Origin of the sequence: Nesterenkonia haasae, from assembly GCF_010119385.1 — a bacterium.
Taxonomy (GTDB): domain Bacteria; phylum Actinomycetota; class Actinomycetes; order Actinomycetales; family Micrococcaceae; genus Nesterenkonia; species Nesterenkonia haasae.
This window is the reverse complement of the sequence record NZ_VFIE01000018.1, coordinates 412,883-432,343: the sequence shown is the minus strand read 5'-3', so window position 1 is coordinate 432,343 and position 19,461 is coordinate 412,883. Positions and strand designations below refer to the sequence as shown.

23 protein-coding genes and 2 tRNA genes are annotated in these 19,461 nt (G+C 58.5%); 19 read left to right on the top strand and 6 right to left on the bottom strand.

Annotation, left to right across the window (positions count from 1 at the left end; genetic code table 11):
• The 4 genes from FH975_RS05430 to tadA all read right to left on the bottom strand — a co-directional run.
• Window positions 1-442 (bottom strand): NAD(P)-binding domain-containing protein (locus FH975_RS05430; RefSeq protein ID WP_162320421.1); only part of this gene is annotated, 442 nt, incomplete at its 3' end.
• Entirely contained in the window at window positions 435-893 is a 459-nt protein-coding gene (locus tag FH975_RS05425; protein ID WP_162320420.1) for a 23S rRNA (pseudouridine(1915)-N(3))-methyltransferase RlmH, read from the bottom strand. The genes FH975_RS05430 and FH975_RS05425, both read right to left, overlap by 8 nt.
• 69 nt (window positions 894-962) lie before the next feature.
• Window positions 963-1,050: transfer RNA gene (locus tag FH975_RS05420), tRNA-Ser, on the bottom strand.
• Window positions 1,051-1,105: 55 nt separating this feature from the next.
• Window positions 1,106-1,582, bottom strand: a complete 477-nt coding sequence (gene tadA, locus FH975_RS05415) for a tRNA adenosine(34) deaminase TadA (protein WP_328821788.1) — start codon at window positions 1,580-1,582, stop codon at window positions 1,106-1,108.
• Between the two features lie 43 nt (window positions 1,583-1,625).
• Between tadA and upp the strand changes: the two genes are divergently transcribed.
• The 5 genes from upp (at window position 1,626) to FH975_RS05390 (ending at window position 4,304) form a co-directional block, all read left to right on the top strand.
• The gene (gene upp, locus FH975_RS05410; protein WP_162320419.1) at window positions 1,626-2,261 is read left to right on the top strand and encodes a uracil phosphoribosyltransferase; all 636 of its coding nucleotides are present in this window, start codon (window positions 1,626-1,628) and stop codon (window positions 2,259-2,261) included.
• 141 nt (window positions 2,262-2,402) lie between these two features.
• On the top strand, window positions 2,403-3,194 hold the full coding sequence (locus FH975_RS05405; RefSeq protein WP_162320418.1) for a winged helix-turn-helix domain-containing protein: 792 nt from the start codon (window positions 2,403-2,405) through the stop codon (window positions 3,192-3,194).
• 3 nt (window positions 3,195-3,197) lie between these two features.
• Window positions 3,198-3,716, top strand: a complete 519-nt coding sequence (locus FH975_RS05400; RefSeq protein ID WP_162320417.1) for a SixA phosphatase family protein — start codon at window positions 3,198-3,200, stop codon at window positions 3,714-3,716.
• 94 nt (window positions 3,717-3,810) lie between these two features.
• A tRNA-Arg gene (locus FH975_RS05395) sits at window positions 3,811-3,887 on the top strand.
• A gap of 234 nt (window positions 3,888-4,121) precedes the next feature.
• Entirely contained in the window at window positions 4,122-4,304 is a 183-nt protein-coding gene (locus FH975_RS05390) for a helix-turn-helix domain-containing protein (RefSeq protein WP_162320416.1), read from the top strand.
• 351 nt (window positions 4,305-4,655) lie between these two features.
• Here FH975_RS05390 and FH975_RS17060 read toward each other — a convergent pair whose 3' ends face one another.
• Together FH975_RS17060 and FH975_RS05385 are read right to left on the bottom strand one after the other, a co-directional pair.
• The gene (locus tag FH975_RS17060; RefSeq protein WP_407938616.1) at window positions 4,656-4,907 is read right to left on the bottom strand and encodes a helix-turn-helix domain-containing protein; all 252 of its coding nucleotides are present in this window, start codon (window positions 4,905-4,907) and stop codon (window positions 4,656-4,658) included.
• Window positions 4,908-5,179: 272 nt separating this feature from the next.
• Window positions 5,180-5,752 carry a helix-turn-helix domain-containing protein gene (locus FH975_RS05385; RefSeq protein WP_162320415.1) on the bottom strand — a complete coding sequence of 191 codons (573 nt, stop codon included), beginning with the start codon at window positions 5,750-5,752 and terminating at the stop codon, window positions 5,180-5,182.
• A gap of 87 nt (window positions 5,753-5,839) precedes the next feature.
• Between FH975_RS05385 and FH975_RS05380 the strand changes: the two genes are divergently transcribed.
• From FH975_RS05380 to FH975_RS05315, 14 genes are all read left to right on the top strand, one after another.
• Window positions 5,840-6,043, top strand: coding sequence for a helix-turn-helix transcriptional regulator (locus FH975_RS05380; RefSeq protein ID WP_162320414.1), 204 nt, complete (start codon window positions 5,840-5,842; stop codon window positions 6,041-6,043).
• Window positions 6,040-6,273 (top strand): hypothetical protein, encoded by a 234-nt coding sequence (locus FH975_RS05375; protein WP_162320413.1) that lies wholly within the window; start codon window positions 6,040-6,042, stop codon window positions 6,271-6,273. Before FH975_RS05380 ends, FH975_RS05375 begins: the two co-directional genes overlap by 4 nt.
• Window positions 6,270-6,476: a helix-turn-helix domain-containing protein gene (locus tag FH975_RS17055; RefSeq protein ID WP_162320412.1), complete on the top strand. Its 207-nt coding sequence runs from the start codon at window positions 6,270-6,272 to the stop codon at window positions 6,474-6,476. Before FH975_RS05375 ends, FH975_RS17055 begins: the two co-directional genes overlap by 4 nt.
• 788 nt (window positions 6,477-7,264) lie before the next feature.
• Entirely contained in the window at window positions 7,265-8,053 is a 789-nt protein-coding gene (locus FH975_RS05365) for a hypothetical protein (RefSeq protein ID WP_162320411.1), read from the top strand.
• Between the two features lie 275 nt (window positions 8,054-8,328).
• The gene (locus FH975_RS05360; protein WP_235928462.1) at window positions 8,329-9,333 is read left to right on the top strand and encodes a hypothetical protein; all 1,005 of its coding nucleotides are present in this window, start codon (window positions 8,329-8,331) and stop codon (window positions 9,331-9,333) included.
• A complete protein-coding gene (locus FH975_RS05355; RefSeq protein ID WP_162320409.1) occupies window positions 9,299-10,570 on the top strand; it encodes a replicative DNA helicase in 1,272 nt (423 codons plus the stop codon). Before FH975_RS05360 ends, FH975_RS05355 begins: the two co-directional genes overlap by 35 nt.
• Window positions 10,567-10,893 carry an aldo-keto reductase family protein gene (locus FH975_RS05350; protein WP_162320408.1) on the top strand — a complete coding sequence of 109 codons (327 nt, stop codon included), beginning with the start codon at window positions 10,567-10,569 and terminating at the stop codon, window positions 10,891-10,893. The genes FH975_RS05355 and FH975_RS05350 overlap by 4 nt, the downstream gene beginning before the upstream one ends.
• 291 nt (window positions 10,894-11,184) lie before the next feature.
• Window positions 11,185-11,778, top strand: a complete 594-nt coding sequence (locus FH975_RS17150) for a DUF7341 domain-containing protein (RefSeq protein WP_456238258.1) — start codon at window positions 11,185-11,187, stop codon at window positions 11,776-11,778.
• A gap of 407 nt (window positions 11,779-12,185) precedes the next feature.
• A complete protein-coding gene (locus tag FH975_RS05345) occupies window positions 12,186-13,058 on the top strand; it encodes an RES family NAD+ phosphorylase (RefSeq protein WP_162320407.1) in 873 nt (290 codons plus the stop codon).
• Between the two features lie 970 nt (window positions 13,059-14,028).
• On the top strand, window positions 14,029-14,598 hold the full coding sequence (locus tag FH975_RS05340; RefSeq protein WP_202923029.1) for a hypothetical protein: 570 nt from the start codon (window positions 14,029-14,031) through the stop codon (window positions 14,596-14,598).
• Window positions 14,588-16,252: a condensation domain-containing protein gene (locus tag FH975_RS05335; RefSeq protein ID WP_162320406.1), complete on the top strand. Its 1,665-nt coding sequence runs from the start codon at window positions 14,588-14,590 to the stop codon at window positions 16,250-16,252. The genes FH975_RS05340 and FH975_RS05335 overlap by 11 nt, the downstream gene beginning before the upstream one ends.
• Window positions 16,253-16,266: 14 nt before the next feature.
• Complete coding sequence (locus tag FH975_RS05330; protein ID WP_162320405.1) at window positions 16,267-17,739, top strand: phage portal protein; 1,473 nt, start codon at window positions 16,267-16,269, stop codon at window positions 17,737-17,739.
• Window positions 17,717-18,772, top strand: coding sequence for a hypothetical protein (locus FH975_RS17145; protein WP_235928461.1), 1,056 nt, complete (start codon window positions 17,717-17,719; stop codon window positions 18,770-18,772). Before FH975_RS05330 ends, FH975_RS17145 begins: the two co-directional genes overlap by 23 nt.
• Window positions 18,773-18,805: 33 nt before the next feature.
• Window positions 18,806-19,438 carry a hypothetical protein gene (locus FH975_RS05315; RefSeq protein WP_162320402.1) on the top strand — a complete coding sequence of 211 codons (633 nt, stop codon included), beginning with the start codon at window positions 18,806-18,808 and terminating at the stop codon, window positions 19,436-19,438.
• Window positions 19,439-19,461: the final 23 nt, after the last annotated feature.

The window sequence follows — 19,461 nt, the reverse complement described above, 5'->3', positions numbered from 1 at the left end:
GATGAGAAATGTGATTGAGGGCCTTGACCACTTTGGCGCGGCTGAAACGTCCGGCGATGCCGTAGGAGGAGGGAAGCTGTTCATCAAGGGGGGCCTGCAACCAGCCGGGCAGCTCCTCGTCGTGCCAGGTGTTGGTCGCATCCACCAAGACCAGGTCTCCGCTGCCAGCGCTGTGAACCCAGTCGGGGTCCACCTCGTCCAGCTCCTCCTGCGGCACAGCAAGGATGACGATGCCAGTGCCCTGCTCAGATGTTCTGACCGCTATCTGTTCGGGCCACACCGGCACCGCCCCGGGTGCGTATATCTTCAGGTGGTGCTGCAGCGCTTTCGGCGGGCGCGTGGAGCACATGTCCACCGCGATGCCCACGCGCAGCATCACCCTGGCGAACGCGGTTCCCGCCCTCCCGGACCCCAGAATGCCCACCACTGGCTGCTCAGACATGGTGATACGCCCGTCCTGCGCTGATCTCCTGTGCGCGGTACAGCTGTTCGGCCAGCATGAGCCGGACCAGCTGGTGCGGGAACACCAGGTTGCTCAATGACCAGGTGAAGTTAGCCCGGCGGTGCAGCTCGGCGTTGACCCCATAGGCGCCCCCAATCACCAGTACGACGTCGTTGCCTGAGTCGAACTGCTGCTGCAGGTGGGCTGCCAGCTGAGGCGAGGAGATATTCGTTCCGCGTTCATCCAACAGGATGAGGTGCTGCTGGGGTTTGACGGTGTTGAGGATCTTGGCAGATTCTTCCTCGCGGGCGGCGTCGTGCTCCTTAGACGAATGCGGCAACAGCCGCCAGGAGAGATCGTAGGGTTTGCGGAGCCGCTTGGTGTAGCGGTCGATGCCATCAGTAACCCACGGTTCGTGTTTCTTGCCGATCGCAAGAACAGTGGTGCTCATTGCTGGCCTCTTTCGCAGAACATGAGCGACGGCCCCGAGACTACCGGGGTCTGCGGGGCCGCCAGAACGCGGTAGCGGTGGGATTTGAACCCACGGTAGGGGGTTACCCTACACAGCATTTCGAGTGCTGCACCTTCGGCCGCTCGGACACGCTACCTTGCGCACGAAATCGCGCCTCGTCATGCTACCAGTTTGCGCGCGCCTAGGCTGCCTCACCCGCGATGTTCAGCGAAGAACGCCTTCAACAGGGCACCGCACTCATCGGATCTGACCCCAGGCTGAATTTCTACCCAGTGGTTGAGTCGGGGCTCGCGCAGGACATCGAATACGCTTCCGGCTCCGCCGGCCTTCTTGTCCCATGCGCCGAAGATCACAGTGGCGATCCGGGACTGGCTGATCGCGCCGGCGCACATAATGCACGGTTCCAATGTGACCACCAGGGTGCAACCGTCCAACCGCCAGGACCCCATTGCCTGAGCTGCTCCGCGCAGAGCATTGAGCTCGGCGTGGCCGGATGGGTCGGCATCGCGCTCGCGGGTGTTGTGGCCCGAGCCGAGGATCACACCATCGGCGCTCAAGACGACAGCGCCCACAGGTACGTCTCCGGCAGCGGGTGCCTGGTCTGCCAACTGAAGGCACTGCCCCATCAGCCGGTGCTGTGTCTGTGGGTCCCTGGGGGAGAAGTTCACCTCTGACACGATACTGTGACACGCGCGCTGGTACCTTGATGCCATGCGAACTCACGCCGTTTCACACCCTCTGATCGACCATAAACTCACTCAGCTGCGGCGGGTGGAGACCCCATCGAATACATTCCGCGATTTGACCCGTGAGTTGGTGTCACTTCTGGCCTACGAGGCGTCGAATTCGCTTCCCACAGAGGAGACTGAAATTCGAACTCCCGTCATAGAGATGGTCGGTACTCGGCTGGCGGGGCCAAAACCGCTGGTGGTGCCGATTCTGCGCGCCGGACTGGGCATGCTGGACGGTATGACGGCCATGATCCCGACCGCGGAGGTCGGTTTTCTGGGGATGGCCAGGGATGAGGAGACGCTGAACATCGTCACCTATGCCGAGCGACTTCCGGACGATCTGACTGGGCGCCAGGTGTTTGTGCTCGATCCGATGCTCGCCACAGGTGGCACGCTGGTTGAAGCTATTCGGTTCTTAGAGCGCGCTGGTGCGGCAAGGATTACCTGCATCTGCCTGCTGGCGGCTCCGGAGGGAATCAGACGCCTCGAGGAGGAGGTCGGGGACCTGGATATTGAGCTTTTTGTGGCGGCTATTGATGAGAAGCTCAATGAGAAGGCGTACATCGTCCCGGGGCTTGGTGACGCTGGAGATAGACTCTACGGTCTGGCGGAATAGTACGTGGCCTACATCACCATTAGGTGGGCAAATCTCACTATGTGGAATTTTCTGGCTTATGTTACTTGCGTTTCGGAAATATTACGGCGATCCTGAGAGTGCCCACTACCCGGCAACCAGCCAGGAAGAGTCACGATTCATATGTCCGCACCGCTCAGTAAGGCCCAAAATCCAGGGTACGTTCACGTTTCAGTGAGGAATGCTGCCCGGCGCGCTGAGCTGGCCCGCAAGATGCGCAACGGAACCCCCGGCGCCAATGGCCAACCACGTACGGCGCCCATTCCGGTGCTCGCCCCACACAACGGAGCGCAGGTAGTTCACCCGGATGTCGTCGCCCGCGGATTCGTAGTCTACGTCGGGCTTGATGAGGACACTGCCAAGGCCGAGGGAACCTCGCTGCATCGGATCGCCACAGAGCTTCGTGACTATGTGGAGCACATCGCACCTGAATCGCAGGTTCACATTGCTATGGCGATGGCATCGCCGACGGCGGAGGGTGCTGATCTTGAGGTGGTGCGCCAGGCGCTCGGAGATCCGACTGTCGCGACGCGGGGACAAGCGGACCAGCCCGCTGTCCCGAGTGCGCCCCCGTCCTCGCTCTCGGCTTCGGGTGTCCTGATCGATCTGGCGCGTCGCGAAGTCCAGCTCGATGGCGAAGGTCTCAATCTCACCTACAAGGAATTTGAACTGCTCAACTATCTCGTTGAGAACTCGTCCCGGACCGTCGGGCGGGAGGAGTTGCTGCAGCGGTTGTGGCGCCACGTGGATGTCGACCAGATGCCCAATGAGCGGACCATTGACGTCCATATCCGGCGGCTTCGATCTAAACTGGGGCGCCTGGCCAACACGGTGCGAACAGTGCGCGGGCAAGGCTACCGCTTCTACGAGCACCCTGAAGTGACGGTCTGGGCAGCGCCCGAATACAGCATCTGATTCATGGCTAAGACGCTATTGGTGCTCCGTCATGCCGAAGCGGGACATAGCTTTTCCGGCGATGACTTCTCCCGCACCCTGACCGGGCACGGCGAAACCCAGGCTCGCGAGATCGGTCAGTGGTTGCTGGAGTCCGCCTACTGGCCGGAGGTCACGGTGGTGTCCTCCTCCATGCGAACCCGCCAGACCAGCATCTGGGTCGCTCACGAGCTTGGTGAGAGAGCGCCCACCGCGCAATTGGATGACCGGATGTATCTGGGATCTCCGGGTCAGCTCTGCTCAGTGATCAATGAGACACCCGAAACCGTGAACAACCTGCTGGTGATCGCCCATATGCCGGGGGTCCAGGAACTCAGCATGAAGCTGACAAGTGCCGAGTCAGATGAGGAGGCCGCGCTGAACATGGCCTCACAGTGGCCACCGGCTGGACTCGCTCGCTTCGATGTGACCAAGCCCTGGGCTGAGTTGGACGGGCGCGACGCCGCCCTCGCTGAGTTCGTCACCACCGGATCGTGGAAATGAGCCATCCCTGATTGGACCGGATTTGGCTCAGCCGGAAAAGCACGTGTAGTATCGTCAAGGTCCAACTCACGGTACAGTGAGTTTCTGGAGCAATGCGCCTATAGCTCAGCTGGATAGAGCGTCGGTCTACGGAACCGAAGGTCTGGGGTTCGAATCCCTATGGGCGCACCAACAGAGAAATGCCCCTCGATCCCAGTCAGCACAAGGGATCGAGGGGCATTTTTGTGTCCAAATTTGGGCCGGAAATGTGGTCCATTTTAAGGGCTGGTGGTGACTTTAGTGCCACCTTTACTGTGACGCACCATGTGTAGCCAGCGGCGATAATTAGGCGGGTGAGTAGCGGATTCAGTGCTGTCCAGACTCAGTTTCGGACGAATGTGGGACAAGGAAGAAGGTCTGGGCGTGATGACAGAGAATCGTCGGATGGCCTACAGCATCAAGCATGCGGCTGAACAAGTTGATATCTCAGAGCGAAAGCTGAGGGAACTCATTGCAGCCGGCCACATCGCGACAGTGAGGCCGCCAGGCACATCGCATCCGAAGATCACTCACGCCGAACTCGAAGCGTGGTTGGAGGCTGGCAGCTAATTGTCAATGCTGTGGTGTCGGCAGCCTCAGTCGTAGGGCGACTCGCCCCTGGATGCCCTGGAACCGCGCATTACGGCATCATGCTCCTCTTGGGTGAGCTTGTCCTTTAGCGCGAGGTCTCTCCAGCTGGGAGCTTGATAGGGCGGATCGTCACCGCCGTGCTCTAGCCATTTAGCATGAATTTCTTGCTGATCGCCAGGGGAGAAGCGCCTCAATCGCCCTTGGCGGTGACATGGCCATGCGAGACGGTCAGAGAGGGCGCGCACTTTGTCTGCGGAAACGCCATAGCGATCTGCTATTGCATCGATGGTTACCCAGCGATCTCGTCCGCTATTGTCTGATTCCGACTGGCTATACATAACTATCGAGGGCCCGATCGATTCGCTCTCGACGCGCCTTGCGCTCTTCTCGAGTCTCAATCCGATCAGGTCGATTAGGCCTCCACATATCGCGAATGCGCTGTTGATCGCTCGGAGAGAAGCGAAGCATCCTGCCCTGCCGACTGCAGGGCCACTCTCCAGAGTTCGCTCTTGCACGAACGGTCGTGAGGCTTATGGAATAGAGTTCGGCGATCTCGTTGACGGTTGCCCACCGCTGCTCCATGGGGAACCGCTTGTCCGAAGGTGCGTGCTGCTCGTCCACCATGAGACTCCTAAGGTCGCTGTTGCCACAGCATTACACGGGGGAGGTGTTCACTCAAGGGGAAGCGGTGCACTCAGGGGTATTTTTGCCGCAAAGCTCTATAACCTGTGGCGTGTTGCGAAGCTTTGAACCATGGAGTATCTAACTTCCGGGGGAAGCGCTTTGCTTTTTCTTTCCGGGATTCGTCCCGCCATCGAATCTGTCAGGGCACGCCAGACTTGGTGGTCTGCTTATCAATGCTCGCTATCGTCGTCGCTTTCCCGGACTCCGCCGAACCATTCCATAAGGTTATTGTCTACATTCTCCATAAGCTGCTTGTAGCCACCGTCAACATAACTTTGTAACCGTTTACGGCCTTGCTCAACACGCTCCCGAAGGGCAGGAGAAAGTAGAAAATCTAGATCATCAATATGCTCATCGTAAAGCATTAGCGCATGTTGACTGAATGAAACATTATCGAGGATCTCTATTTTCATGTTCTCAATGGTTTTTTCTAGCTCATCGATTCTCCGGAGTGAGTCAAAAAGCTCACTGATTGCGCGGGCTTCCTCGCTCGGAGAAGACATCTGTTCCGTACCTGCGTTCAACAGGTAGGCCAGCGCGCGCGCCTCACTAAGTCGGACCGGCCTCTGGCCCTTCTCGATTCGGGAGATCGTCATCTGGTTGATGCCGTCAAACCCCAGCTCCTGCATCTTTGTAGCAAGTGCGTCCTGGGAGAGGCCATCTCTGATGCGCATTTCGCGCAGGTTGGAAGCAAAGTTGAGTTCGCCTTGCGTTAGGTCCGAGGGGCCATCTGGGGTGTCCATGCGTTGATTCTTGCACACATACGTTTGAAACCTCAAACAACGTGCTACCATGTTTGAGTAAGTAAACGAAACGGTTTGGAGGACGAGATGCCAGGATTGAAACTGCGGAGCACAACAGACATCGCCAATACCTACGGATTCCCTGAGGCGACACTCCGATACTGGAGGCACTGCGGAGAGGGGCCGCCCTCCGTTCGAATCGGGCGCAGAGTCTTCTACAGAGAGCAAGACGTCATCGACTGGATTAACAACCAGTTCGACGCCGAAGTCGAGAAGCGTGTGGGCGCATGAAGCTGACCGTCGCCCTGGCCCAGTGCGAAAATCAGTCAGATCACTACGGCAATGAGGAGGCGCTGTACTACCGCGGAACAGCCAGATGCGAAAGTTCTGAAGCGAAATACGAACGGCCCGGTGATCTCCGCCAAGACACCTACCGGACCGCTCAGACCAACCACCAGAAAGGGGTAGCAGTCGCTAGCGAGTCTACCTCCTTGACCACAGTAGGGGGCATCGACCAATGACCAGAAAACCAGTCCCGCACGAGGAGCGACTCGCGTACGCGTACCAGCAAGCTGCGGACCGGTCTGGGTGCAGCATCTCAACGATCCGCCGGGCGGTAGCCGAGGGCCACCTCGTGAGTTTTCCCCTCAAAGGAACAACCAAGCTCGTCATCCCTCGCGAATCACTCGAGGACTGGGTCCGCGAATCTGCAAAAGCCGCGTAAGGCCCCTCAATTCCGCCACACCACCAAGTCCGTTGCTCGACGGCACCCCACAGGAGGGGACTGTGACCTTAGATACCTGTACCCAAAACTCATTCACCGAATTGTCGTTCGTGTACCTATGGAGGCTAATAAGAGGCGCGTCGAGCGAGCTCATGGGCAGCCCGTTGAGTGTGCGCCGTTCCAAACACCTCGCCGGTCAACTCTGCGGTGGACATGGCGACCTCGATCTGCAGCTAGAACGGTACTGGCCCTACATGCATAAAGATCCGACCGGCGAATCCGCCGTTCGGCAAGTGCTGCGAGATGCCGTCAGGCGTCGCTAGACCTGAAGGGATCTTTCCAATGAGCAAAAACACAGCAGACCAAACCACCGCGAGTGGTCTCGTCCAGCACTCATTCAGCTCACCACTAACTGCTGGGGAGGAGCGAAGGATGCACCGCAGGGCGCTCGCGGCAGAGTTCGTCCGTCTAGCCGCCGCGGCACACTCTAGGCATCCGACGCGGGCACGCGCATTAGTGCTCCAGCACATGTCCAGTACAGCAGCAGCACACGGCCTCGGACCCGAAGAGATTCAGGCCGTCATCCGTCAGGCCGGAGAGGAGATCACGAAAGGCTCAACGAGCTTGCCAAGCTGACCACACCGGAATCAGAGGCGTGAGCGCTTTCTCGTCACAGTGAGGGGCCACGCCCCAAGACAAAGCCACTAAATCACATCAGAACGGCCCGGTCACCCCGCCAAGAGTCCCGGACCGTGCAGACAATCCACAAAACAAAGGAAACAACCCTCATGTCACATTATACCCCAACTCAGCGCACTTCAGGACTCTCCATTCCGCAGCTGGAGGCCCTCGCCAAGAACATGAGCATCGACATTGACCCACTAGACCTACCAATCGAAGAGATGTGGGCCGAGTACACCCGACGTGACCGCACGATCAGGCTCCACCCGGACCTAGGCCGACCACAGCGACGCTGTGCACTGGCGAACCTCATCGCCCACGCGAGGCTGCGAGATCTCAGTGACAAACCATACGACAGCGGAGAAGATCTGCGGATGGCCGCTCGGATGCTCATCACCCCAAAAGACTGGGAAACGATCAGACCCACATGGGAGCACAGGTCAGAAGGTGACGACCTCCTCATATTCCGCAAATTCGGGATCCTGCCGAAGCTGCTTGCCGCCTACGAGCAGACCACCAAGGTGTGGCACCCAGTTGGCTGTGTGAATTGGTTCGGGCTGTGCGGAAACGGAACCGATGACGACATCCACGGCTTCACGCCCACATCTATCAAGGTCAGCGGCATCGCCTTGCACGCCCCTATAGCCGTGGTTGGAAGCCCTGGGGGTGATTACGAAGTAAAGGCCGGCGTCACAGTCGAAGTCGATGGCGGACTTCTCTACGGCGATACCACAAGCTTCGAAGCATCAGCAGAAGAGACTCGAAAACTTGCGCGGTTCCTTCTGGATCAAGCCAATGCAGTGGACCTAATGGTGCAGGATCACAACGAATTCACCCACAATGCCTCCATGCTGCGGAATCAACTGCTCACAGTCGGAGGCGAGCAGCATGGCTAAAACCCCATGGCATCCCAACACTGCCAAGAACAGAGGGGAGGACAAGAATGTCACATGAATACACACAGGTGAATACGGCTCTCTGGTCCGATGACGATTGGCGCGCACTAGACAGAGAACTGCAGTGGCTGTACTTCCTCTTGTGGACCCACCCAAACCTGAGCGCAGCCGGTGTGCTGGATTGGAGACCGGGGAAGCTCAGTGGGTTCTCGGCCGATACAGCAGCATCTGATATGCGGCACATCGCAGCTTCACTTCAGGCGAGGCGGTTCATCTTGATCGACGAGGACACGGAAGAAGTTCTCGTTCGCCCTTACATCAGGCGAGATCGGAACCGTCTGTCCATGCCCAACACGGCTAAAGGCATGTGTCGGGCGTACGCGGCTACGGGGTCAAAGAAAATTCGAGAAGTCATCGTCCACGAAGTGAAAAAGGCCTACGCCCGCACACCTGAGATGAAAGGGTTTACATCCGAAAACTCACGCGCTGACCTACTCGATCTCATGAGTCAACCATCCAACCCTATTGAATACTTCGTGGATATAGATGGGATGGGATCAAATGTAGATCAAATAGGGATCGAAACACCATCCTCGAATGTTGGTGAGATATCCAAGGGATCCCATCACGGAGAGATCGACAACAGATCTCCCCTACGAAAGACGGTAGACGTTAAACATAAACGGTCATCCCAGGGTCATTCTGAGGGTCAAAGTTCGACGGAGATCCCGACTGACGGGACCGAGACAAGCTCGGTCGATTTTTCATTGATCTCACCGGAAGATGCTGGACCCAGCCTTGACGACCTGTTCAACGAGTTCTGGTCTCACTGGCCGAAGAAGGTGAAGAAGCCCGAAGCGCACGCAGCGTTCATGAAGGCAGTGAAAGACAAGCGAGCAACGGCCAAGCGGATCATAACCGGAGCCAAAGCCTACGCGGCGGCTGACCTACCAGATAAGAAATTCATCCCCAACCCAGCGACATGGCTAAACAACGACCAGTGGAACGACGATCCCAACGACTCGATCTCGGGTTCCGAGTCAGCCTCACCCGGACGTGAACCAGCGGTCGTCCGAACCGACCCGTGGGGGAGGGGCTCAGGCTTCTACCGGCGCGCCTACGACTGGCCCATCACCACCGACTACCGAGAACGCGATCTGCAACCCCCGAAGGAGGAGTTCCTTGTCTGGCCTGGAAACCCTGCAACCACCGAAGACATCGCAAACGACAAGCTCGTCTACCACCATGGAGGTGACCCAGCAGACCGCCCCAGAGGCTGAACGAGCACTCCTCGGAGCAGTACTTTATTCCGGAGGGCGTGCACTGGACCACCTCGACTTCGACCCTGCCGACTACGCGGAACCCCGATGGGAGATGATCCACACCATCGTCAGGGATCTCCGAAAGGCAGGGCAAGTGGTTGACCCCATCACTGTCGATGAACAGGTCCGAAAGCACAACGGGGGTAAGCCCGTCACTGCCGACCTGCACAGGCTCATGGAGCTGCCAGTGTCACCAGCCTCTGCAGAGCACTACGCGGCGATAGTCACCACGTGGGCCACCCGTCGTCGACTGATGGAGACATCGGACAAGATCAGGTCACTAACGGTCGACGGGCTAGACCCTGATGCCGTGCTCGCAGAGGCTCACAATATGCTCGAAGGAGTCCGGGCGAGGTCCACCACGACAGAACAGGTCCGGTTTATCGGTGAGACGCTAGCTGACACGATTGAAGGGTTGAACCACAAGGCCAGCTTCACACCGACCCCGTGGCCAGCACTGGACCACCTCATCGGAGGGTTCCGGCCCGGTGCGTTATACGTCACCGGAGCCAGGACCGGAGTTGGCAAGTCACTGTTCGCCCTCGAATCGGCTCTATCGCTTGCCGGCCAAGGCTCCGTGGCTTTCATCAGCCCCGAAATGCCGGAATCCGAAGTGCATCACCGAATGATCGCAAACCGAGGAGGGGTCGGCATCAAAAACCTCATAGACCGCGATATCAGCGAACGCGACTGGGAACGCATCAAAGCGGCGAACGACCAACTCGTCGATGCTCCCATAGCGATCCGGGAGGGAGCAGCCACAGTTGCCCAAGTGAGAAGGTTCGTCGCTAGCGTCCACGCCAGAAAACCCCTCGCCGGGGTCATCGTGGACTACATCCAGATGATCCGACCTCCAGACGGAGACCGACGAGACAAACGCGAACAAGTCGCCGAAGTCTCCTGGGCCATGAAAGATCTCGCGATGAAATACAAGATCCCAGTGATCGCACTCGCGCAGCTCTCACGTGGCGCAGTAGCCGAAGACAAACCGCCACAAATCCACCACCTCAAAGAGTCAGGATCCATTGAAGAAGACAGTGATGTTGTACTGATGCTGCACCGCCCACCTTCTCAAGACTGGGAGATGAGCGTCATTGTAGGAAAGAACCGGCACGGCCCAGTCGGGGATTTCGCACTCGAGTTCCGCGGCTATAACTCCACCCTCGGAGGACACAACCAAAGGAGAAAACCATGATCAATATCGAACAAGCTGAAGAGCTACTAAACGCCATAGAAGCCTATGGCGATAGTGAGAGACTCCTCGGACAAGCTGAACTTAGAGAGTTCTGGGGAGAGGACCCTGACCCACGAGTGGGACCAGCGAACAAGCGCGTTACAAGAGCCCTCGATGAAGTGCGCCGGATGCTACGCCCATATGTGAGTGAGCCAGACCATCCAGGACTCGAAGGTCGCTTCGATGTCGACGAAGTAGCTCCGCCAGAAGATCCTGAGGAGGATGAGTTCGTCGAGGTGAAGTGGCTATTCGAAGACGAAGAGGAGCACTCGGCGGAGCGCTGAGTTTTCTCCAAGACCGCCCTCTAGGTGCCCGCTGCGTAGTCCGTGGCGGGCACCTACGTCTCTGGCGCAGGCCAGGGCCCGCGCCGCTTTGCCGTCAGAGCATGCTCACTCAAAGAGTAATCAGCACGACACAACCACCCGCCTAAGCCCCTGGACCACCGCCGGGGGCTTTCCTTATGCCCGGAACAGCCCACCAGTGTTCGACCCACTACAAACCCTATCGATCCTGCTCGTAGCTACCGCCCGGGTTCACGCCCGGAACAGCGGCTGACTCCAAGGAAAGGACCGCCCATGACCCTATCCGACAACGTGCACCGCCTCACACGACATCACCTCACCCTCAGCACCAAAAAAGTCACCACCGTGCCACCACTACTCGACCAACTAGCCGAAGCCGTACACAGCAACACCCGCACCCGTTCAGGAGGTCGCAACGAAAGAGGGCTACCAATCAACAGCGACGCCATAGACCTCTGGAAAGAACTCGACACGCAAGTGAGAACCGCAGAAGCAAACCGCACCGGCACGACACGCGGACACCTCACACAAATACTCCAACGCTGGAAAAACCTCACCGACCCCCACCTCACCCAAATCACCACCAACATGGTCACCCAAATCGAGAACCTACTCGACCCGCCACCACCCAGAAGGCCCATAAGGCAGCCCTGCCCAGCCTGCGACCAAGAATGGACACACGACACAGCCGGAGACCGCAAACCAGCACTCACAGCAAACGTCTACGACCCAGAAGGCGGCGTATTACCACCCACAGAATGGGATATCCACTGCGCCGAATGCCAAGCGCAATGGCACCCCAACGACCCTGCCTTCAAAATACTCATCCAACTCCTAACCACAACCCAGGAAGCTGTGATAAGATAGACTTGTCTAACGGATAACTGGATCATTTTCCGACAAGATGCGTTGAGTCCTTGTGGTGGGGCTCTTTTTTTATGCCCGCCCGGCGGTCAGGGTTTATCTCCTCTCCCAGGCCACCGGGCATTGCCTCCGGCAGCGATTGGATCGCGCTCAGCAGACTCACGACCGCTGAGAAGTAAGCGGGATCGTACCCCGCCCAGAGGACTCGCGACACGCCAGCGAGGGCCAATGTCGCATCGAAGCACCAGCCAATCGGCGGGGATATTTTCTGTCCTGCCCCCGGCCTGATGGGCTAATCCATAAGGGTTGATAGGGACGAGAGTTAGGTGGTTGGCCAGCTGAAAAACCGCTTGCATCGCCCAGAACTTCGTCGGCTCTTACTTGGTATATGGGTAACATAAAATTAAGCGATGGAAACTGACGATTTGGCGTTCCCAAGCGAGTACCCGGCATGCCCCGAAAGTTGGGCGCCTTACCTAGATTCCATGACACTGAACGAGATTGAGTCTCGAATTGAGAGGTTCGACCAGATAGCCTGGACACTAGGTTCGCCGGAGCGTTTGCGGGACGAGTTGTATGCGGTCCTCACACCACCCCATCGGAGTTCCTTTCCCGTAGTGTCCGCAGAATTTCGGAACATTCCCGAAGCAACTAATGTTTACCGAGTTCGTCAAATCAGTAGTCCTGAGCAAATCAAAGAATCTGCCGACGTTTGGCACGCGCCTCCGAACCTGGTCGGGGCGGGGCGACTGAACCGAGAGCAGGAATCACTCCTCTACACTGCCAATTCGCCTAAAGTAGCCATTGCGGAAGCTCGCGTCCAAGTCGGGGACATGTTCGCCTTATCTGAGTACGAGGCCGCTCACGATATCCCTGTAGTTCTGGTTGGCCAGCAGGCGTCTATAGCAGGCCTTAATGCCCTACAAGCTACCAAGAAGCGTTTGCTTGATGCTTTCTTCTTGAGGATATTCACGACGCCATCGCTTCCAAATGGTAACCGCCCGTACGTTGCCACGGAGGTCCTGGCCAAGGAATTCTACGACTATCCAGCGGACGTGTGCACGGGCTGGATGTACGATTCGATATCCAGTCCAGGGGGAGTTAATTTCGCATTCCGCCCGGACGAGAGTCAACGCGTGTTGCAATTCAAATGCGTGCACTTGGCGCGCCTTCTTCACACCGGTCCTGAGGCCTACGGTTGGTACATGTTCGATGTCAAGCGCCAGAGAGCCGGCAGAGACGAACTAGTCTCCGTTGCTACAAACCCACAAGGCGCGGACTGAGGTTGTCTTTGATAGCAGACTGTCGCGGTGGTCATCCAACCACCATTCAGTGATATGGCTTCCATGGTTACCGCATGACGTTCGGTTCGACTTGCAGGCTAAAGAGATAGTGACATGAGCTCGAGGGGGAGCGGGATGGGTAAGCCGGCGATGTACTGCGGTGCTGATGAGTGCTGCGAGGGTAGGCGGTATCCAGCCTGTATGGATCCCACGAAAGCTAAGGCCCCCACCCTTTCACCTGAGCAATCTCATTGGGACGACGAGCAAGGACTGAATACCCCTTACCTCTGCAGCGATTGAGGCCCAGCTCTTATAGCGCCTGCCTCTATGCCCGCTGATACCGGCACCCTTATAGGCCCAACCCTTTAGGGGCTGGGTATTGGGGGCAGGGATACGGGTACGGAAGGGGAGCCGCACACATGGCAGCACGGGTATGCTCCACCCCACGATGCCCCAACCTGACGGGGATCAATGGGGAGCCGCAGACCGGGGGCAGATGCGGGGACTGCAAGGCCAGGGCGGATAGGGCACGACGACCAGACGGTAACCCGTACACCACCACAGGCCACCACCGCTTCCGCGATGAGGTACTGGCACGCGATCCCATCTGCACACTGTGCCGAGCCGCACGGTCCACCGTGGCTGACCACTACCCAATGGAGAGAGTGGACCTGATAGCTAACGCTCTGGATCCCAACGATCCGTCTCATGGACGTGGATTGTGCAAGCTCTGTCATGACAAGCACACAGCAAAGACTTATTCCTTCGGTGGAACGCATTAGTTACCTCTGGTGACCGCGTGACCGTGGAGCTGACGGCGCGATCGACTGCGAAGTTTGAGCGATGAACAAAGTTCAGTCGGAGCTTGAACACAACCGGGGGTGACCCCTTGAGGGGGATCTGTGCCGGACCGCCGGGGAGGGATCTCTTTGGTCCGGAGGGTTCAAAACATTTCTGACCCTCGATATATATGTTCAACACCGAAAGGGTGATGACAATGGCCTCTGGAGGCGCAAGGAACCGTTCTGGACCGCAGGCAGACCCGAAATCGGGCCGATCTGACCAGCGCAAACTCTCCTTCGATGAGCTCCCAAGCGAGGGCCGCGAGGGTGAACCGCCGACCGAATGGCCGCTATCTGATCCGCAGGTCTACATCGAGACGGTCTCTGACTCAGGCAAGCCGATCAAGAATCTTGATATCGATGCTTCTGAGCAACGCAAAGACGCTGAGCTCGCACTCTGGGCCGAGGTCTGGACCTATCCGCAGGCCGTTGCGTGGGAGCGTGAACCGTGGCGGTGGAACATCATTGCCATCTGGGTCCGCACATTCCTCACCGCATCGGGGCCCGAGGCTAAAGCTGCCGACAAGACCGCACTGCACCGCTTTGGTGACCAGATCGGCCTGACTCCCGCTGGCTTGCGTGAGAATGGCTGGCAGATCGTCCGCGATGAGGTCGCGTCACGCCGCCAAGAATCGACTGAGGCACCTTCGACCGAACCGCGAAAGCGTCGGTTGAGGGCTGTAGGCGATGAGCGCTGATGGGCTCGGCGTCGTTGACTTCCCTACTCTCGGTGACCTGCTGGATGGATGGATCGAAGCGCACTGCAAGGTGCCCAATGGTTTCGACCGCGGTAAGTCATTCAGTCTCTCTGACTGGCAGTTCTGGTGTGTAGCTAACCACTACCGCGTACGGAAGTCAGCCAAGTGGATCCCGGCGTCACCGATGCGCTCTCAGGCATTCGTCTACCGCCGTTCACAGATTGTGGCACCGCAGAAGACGGGTAAGGGGCCGCTATCGGCTGCCATTGTCGCGTCTGAGGCTGTAGGGCCGACTCTCTTTGGTGGTTGGGCGGCTGAGGGCGATCAGTACCGCTGTGAGGACCACGGCTGCCCTTGTGGCTGGGAATTCGACTATGAGCCCGGTGAGCCAATGGGGATCCGCCAACCATCGCCGCTGATTCAGCTACTGGCTACCTCTGAGGACCAGGTTGATAACGTCTACGGGCCGCTGAAAGCCATGATCAAGCTCGGCCCACTCGGTGATCTGATGAAAGTCCGTGAGGGCTTTATTCGCATCATGGGTGGATCTGACGAGAAGGCTGATGACTTCGACAAGATCGAGGCTGTGTCTTCCTCGGCACAGTCCCGGTTGGGTAACCCGATCAGCTTTGCGCTGCAGGATGAGACGGGCACCTACACAGTGAGCAACAAGCTCGTGAAGGTCGCTCAGACTCAGCGCCGCGGCCTTGCCGGTATGGGTGGCCGCGCGATGGAGACCACGAACGCCTGGGATCCGGCTGACAACTCAGTGGCTCAGCAGACATTCGAGTCAACCGCCAAGGACATTTTCAAGTTCTACCGCCAGCCGCCGGCTGATTTGTCCTACAAGAACAAGCGCGAACGCCGTCGAATCCACCAATTCGTCTATGCAGGCTCACCCTGGGTGAACCTTGACGACATCGAGGCTGAGGCTGCCGAGCTTCTGGAGCAAGATCCGGCGCAGGCTGAGCGATTCTTTGGTAACCGCGTGGTCTACGGCGCTGGAACGTGGCTCAGCGATGAGCATGTGGTCGCTATGGAGAAGGAGCACCCGCTACCACCAGATGGAACCTCAGTTGCCGGCGGATTCGATGGCTCGGATCACGACGACTGGACGGCTATCAAGCTCGAGACTAAAGAGGGCTTGCTGTTCACTCCGCTATACGGTCCTGACTCTCGTCCCGCGTACTGGAATCCCTCAGAGTGGGGCGGCACAATCCCCCGCGGCGAGGTTGAGGCTGCGTGGGACGAGATCAGCCGTCGATATGAGCTTGTCCGCGTCTACTGTGACCCCGGCTTCCATGATGAACGGTCCTGGGAGTCGGATATCGAGACATGGGCGCAGCTCTACGGCGAAAAAGTGTTCATTTCATGGCCCACAAACATGATTGGGCGCATGTTTCCAGCCCTGACCCGCTTCCATGCAGATCTCCGCAGCGGAGAGGTCATGCTCGATGACTGCTCAGCCACTCGAGTACATCTGCAGAACGCCAAGAAGGTCAGCAAAACCCAAGACCGCTACGTTCTCGGCAAGCCCGCCCAAACACAAAAGATCGACATTGCCGTGACCTCAGTACTCGCACACGAGGCCGCAGCCGACGCGCGCGCCGCTGGTTGGCCGGTAAAGACAGAGCACTACGTCTACTTCGCCTGAAAGGTGGTGGCTACATGTTGTCAGCTCAAGAAGCCGCCACTAAGACCCAGGAGCTCTACGACTGCCTGGCACGCCGCCGCCCGATGATTGACAACTTTGACCGCTACTACGAGGGCGAACAGCCCTTGAAGTATGCCTCAAAGGAGTGGGCCAAGTTCCACAAGGAGCGCTACAAGGGCTTCTCGGATAACTGGTGTGCCGTCGTCATTGATGCACTCAATGAGCGCTTGCGTGTCAGTGGTCTACAGGTTGGGTCTGAGCCTGACGATGCCGAGAGGCAGCTCTGGGATGACTGGCAGCGCAACGACATGGACGCGCAGTCTTCGCAGGGCTTCCTGCAGACCATTGGCTCCACGCGCTCTGCTGTCATCGTCTGGGGCGACGAGAACGACGAGCCGGTCTACACCTGGGAGCACCCGTCACAGGTCTACGTGGAGTATTCCGCGGAGTTTGTTGCCAAGCCTCTCTATGCGATCAAGGCATGGCAGGACGATAAGCGCGAGTACGCCACGCTGTACACCGATGAGCAGGTCTTCAAGTGGCAGCGCCCGCTTCCAATGGAGGGTATTAAGGATGGCCGCACGTCATCTGGACTGTATGTCAATGCCGCGGGGTTCTCTGCCACTGGCTCATGGGAACCGCGACAGGGTGAGGGCGACGACACTTGGCCACTGAGCCACCCGCTGGGCGAGCTTCCCGTTGTGGAGATTCAGAACCGTCCACGGCTCAAGCGCGGGCCGATCTCGGATATTTCTGGCGTGATGGCAATGCAGGACGCTATCAACCTGCTTTGGGCATACCTCTTCGGAGCCGCAGACCACGCATCATTCCCCGCTCGCGTAATCATGGGCCAAGAGCCTCCCAAGGTGCCAATGCTCGACAAGGATGGGCAGAAGATTGGCGAGAAGGCCATTGATATCGAGGAACTTCGCCAAGGCCGCATGTTGTGGCTCACTGGCGACAAATCCTCCATAGATCAGTTCGATTCAGCCAAGCTTGATGTCTTCACGGATGTCATTGACATCAACATCAACCACGTTGCTGCACAGTCACGCACTCCGGCTCACTACTTCATTGCCAATAAGGGCATGTCGAACCTCAACGGCGAGACCTTGAAGGCCACAGAGACGCCGCTGGTCAAGAAGGGTGGCGAGTTCCAGCTCTACAGCTCGAACGGGCTCGCCAAAATCTTCCGGCTGGGTGCCAAGGTCCGCGGCAACAATGCCCTGGCTGACAGTATCGGGCCACACTCGATCCAATGGGCTGACATGGAGATCAGGTCTGAGGCTCAGCGCTCGGATGCGCTGATCAAGATGAAGCAGATGGGCTACCCAATGCGGCACCTGCTCAAGATGAACGGTCACAGCCCGAACGAGATCGACACCATCATGAAGCAGATTGAGGCAGAGCAAGCCGCAGACCCTCTCTATGCGGCTGAGCAGGCCGTGAGGCGTGGTGCTGACTATGAGCCTGACCTCACTGTCTGACGAGCATCTGGATAACCGCCGGCTAATGGCGATGACTGCCACAGCATCTCTCTCGGCCATCTGGCGCAACGAGGTAGACCCGCGCAACATCGTCCGCACGTGGCGTCGAGCGATACCGGACGCTGCCGAGGTTGTAGCTGAGTACCAAACGCGCGCAGCTATTGACGGTCAACGTTTCATGGACGCCACGCTCAACGATGTGGGACTCACTCCAACGGGCCCAGCGATCAACCCTGCGGGCTTCGCAGGCTTCACGTACCCGCTTGAGCGAGCACCGGCTCGAATGCTGGAGCAGTCCCTAGAGTTTCCCGCGTATCGGGCACTCGATGGTCTGCAGCGTGGCGCAAGTTCCTCTCGTGCTATGGCTGGCGGTCTGGACTCACTGGTCCAAATCGGCTCCACTGCCGTAGCGGACGCTGGTAGGCAGGCTGACGGCGTTGTCGCAGCGACAGAGAATCAAGTTACAGGCTACGTGAGGCAGGTTGAAGCGGGCGCGTGCTCACGATGCGCGATCCTTGCAGGCCGGCGTTACAGATCCAACGAGGGTTTCGACCGTCACCCCAACTGCCTCTGTAGTCACAAGCCCATTATCCAAGGCGGCGAGACGCCAGATGTTCAAGACCCATATGAAATCTTCAATCAGCTCCCACCGGATGAGCAGGAGCGCATCTACACCAAAGCTGGAGCTCAGGCGATCCGCGACGGCGCAGATATGAACCAGGTGGTCAATGCCCGCCGCGGGATGAGCAAGACCGATGGGGGCTCGCTGGTCACCAGTGAAGGCATGGGCAAGCGCAGGGGCCGCTACATCGGCAACGCAGGCCGAACGATGGAGCGCCACAGCGTCCGCGGCGCTCGCATGATGCCCGAAGAGATCTACAAGCGCGCAGGCGGTAACCAGCGCCTCATCAATGAACAGCTAGAGCGCTACGGCTACACACTCCCTGGCGGACAGCAGGCAGAAGGCGTGCTGAGACCGCAGCTCTCAGGCTGGCGCGGGCCATCCGGCTCTGAGATACGCGACTCCAACTAGCAACACCTATCAACCCTCCCGAAAGGGGAACCAATGTCAGAGAACACTGAAAACCAGGCCAGCGAGAGCGAGTCCACACAGGGCGAGCAGGCTGCCAATGAGGCACCCGTGCAAGACGGAGGCTCACAGGAGCAGATCGACTGGAAGGCCGAGGCTGAGAAGTACAAGAAGCTCACCAAGGATTGGGAGAAGAAGGCCAAGGGTGAGGCTGGATCTCTGACGCAAGAGAACGAGGAACTACGCGCCAAGCTCGAAGGTCGCGAAAAGGAATATCAGGCCGAGCAGGAGCGCCGGGAGATTGAGTCTGCCGCGCTCCAGAAGGCCAACGAGCGGATCTTACAGGCTGAGATTCGTGCCGCCGCAGCAGGGAAGCTCAACGACGCTTCCGACGCGCTGCGCTACCTAGATTTGTCTTCCTTTGAGGTTGGGGAAGACGGCGCGGTGGATACACAGGCTGTGTCTGCCGCGATTGACGACCTCACGCAAAGCAAGCCCTACCTGGCCGCGCAAGGTGGCAAACGATTCCAGGGCAGCGCCGACGGCGGGGCTCGAGAGAGCTCTGGACCGGCGCAGCTATCTCGCTCTGATCTGAGCGGGATGTCCACTGACCAGATCAACTCTGCGCGTGCCGAGGGACGGTTAAACGACCTCCTCGGACTCAAATAACAACTAACCGAAGGAGGCAGGCG

Excerpts from the sequence above, each read along its gene's own strand:
- FH975_RS05355 (WP_162320409.1), top strand. The coding sequence starts at position 9,299 with ATGGAGGTGACCCAGCAGACCGCCCCAGAGGCTGAACGAGCACTCCTC.
- FH975_RS05425 (WP_162320420.1), bottom strand. The coding sequence starts at position 893 with ATGAGCACCACTGTTCTTGCGATCGGCAAGAAACACGAACCGTGGGTT.
- FH975_RS05385 (WP_162320415.1), bottom strand. The coding sequence starts at position 5,752 with ATGGACACCCCAGATGGCCCCTCGGACCTAACGCAAGGCGAACTCAAC.
- FH975_RS05375 (WP_162320413.1), top strand. The coding sequence starts at position 6,040 with ATGAAGCTGACCGTCGCCCTGGCCCAGTGCGAAAATCAGTCAGATCAC.
- FH975_RS05380 (WP_162320414.1), top strand. The coding sequence starts at position 5,840 with ATGCCAGGATTGAAACTGCGGAGCACAACAGACATCGCCAATACCTAC.
- FH975_RS05345 (WP_162320407.1), top strand. The coding sequence starts at position 12,186 with ATGGAAACTGACGATTTGGCGTTCCCAAGCGAGTACCCGGCATGCCCC.
- FH975_RS17150 (WP_456238258.1), top strand. The coding sequence starts at position 11,185 with ATGACCCTATCCGACAACGTGCACCGCCTCACACGACATCACCTCACC.
- FH975_RS17145 (WP_235928461.1), top strand. The coding sequence starts at position 17,717 with ATGAGCCTGACCTCACTGTCTGACGAGCATCTGGATAACCGCCGGCTA.
- FH975_RS17060 (WP_407938616.1), bottom strand. The coding sequence starts at position 4,907 with ATGGAGCAGCGGTGGGCAACCGTCAACGAGATCGCCGAACTCTATTCC.
- FH975_RS17055 (WP_162320412.1), top strand. The coding sequence starts at position 6,270 with ATGACCAGAAAACCAGTCCCGCACGAGGAGCGACTCGCGTACGCGTAC.
- FH975_RS05340 (WP_202923029.1), top strand. The coding sequence starts at position 14,029 with ATGTTCAACACCGAAAGGGTGATGACAATGGCCTCTGGAGGCGCAAGG.
- FH975_RS05390 (WP_162320416.1), top strand. The coding sequence starts at position 4,122 with ATGACAGAGAATCGTCGGATGGCCTACAGCATCAAGCATGCGGCTGAA.
- FH975_RS05400 (WP_162320417.1), top strand. The coding sequence starts at position 3,198 with ATGGCTAAGACGCTATTGGTGCTCCGTCATGCCGAAGCGGGACATAGC.
- FH975_RS05350 (WP_162320408.1), top strand. The coding sequence starts at position 10,567 with ATGATCAATATCGAACAAGCTGAAGAGCTACTAAACGCCATAGAAGCC.
- FH975_RS05335 (WP_162320406.1), top strand. The coding sequence starts at position 14,588 with ATGAGCGCTGATGGGCTCGGCGTCGTTGACTTCCCTACTCTCGGTGAC.
- FH975_RS05365 (WP_162320411.1), top strand. The coding sequence starts at position 7,265 with ATGTCACATTATACCCCAACTCAGCGCACTTCAGGACTCTCCATTCCG.
- FH975_RS05405 (WP_162320418.1), top strand. The coding sequence starts at position 2,403 with ATGTCCGCACCGCTCAGTAAGGCCCAAAATCCAGGGTACGTTCACGTT.
- upp (WP_162320419.1), top strand. The coding sequence starts at position 1,626 with ATGCGAACTCACGCCGTTTCACACCCTCTGATCGACCATAAACTCACT.
- FH975_RS05330 (WP_162320405.1), top strand. The coding sequence starts at position 16,267 with ATGTTGTCAGCTCAAGAAGCCGCCACTAAGACCCAGGAGCTCTACGAC.
- FH975_RS05315 (WP_162320402.1), top strand. The coding sequence starts at position 18,806 with ATGTCAGAGAACACTGAAAACCAGGCCAGCGAGAGCGAGTCCACACAG.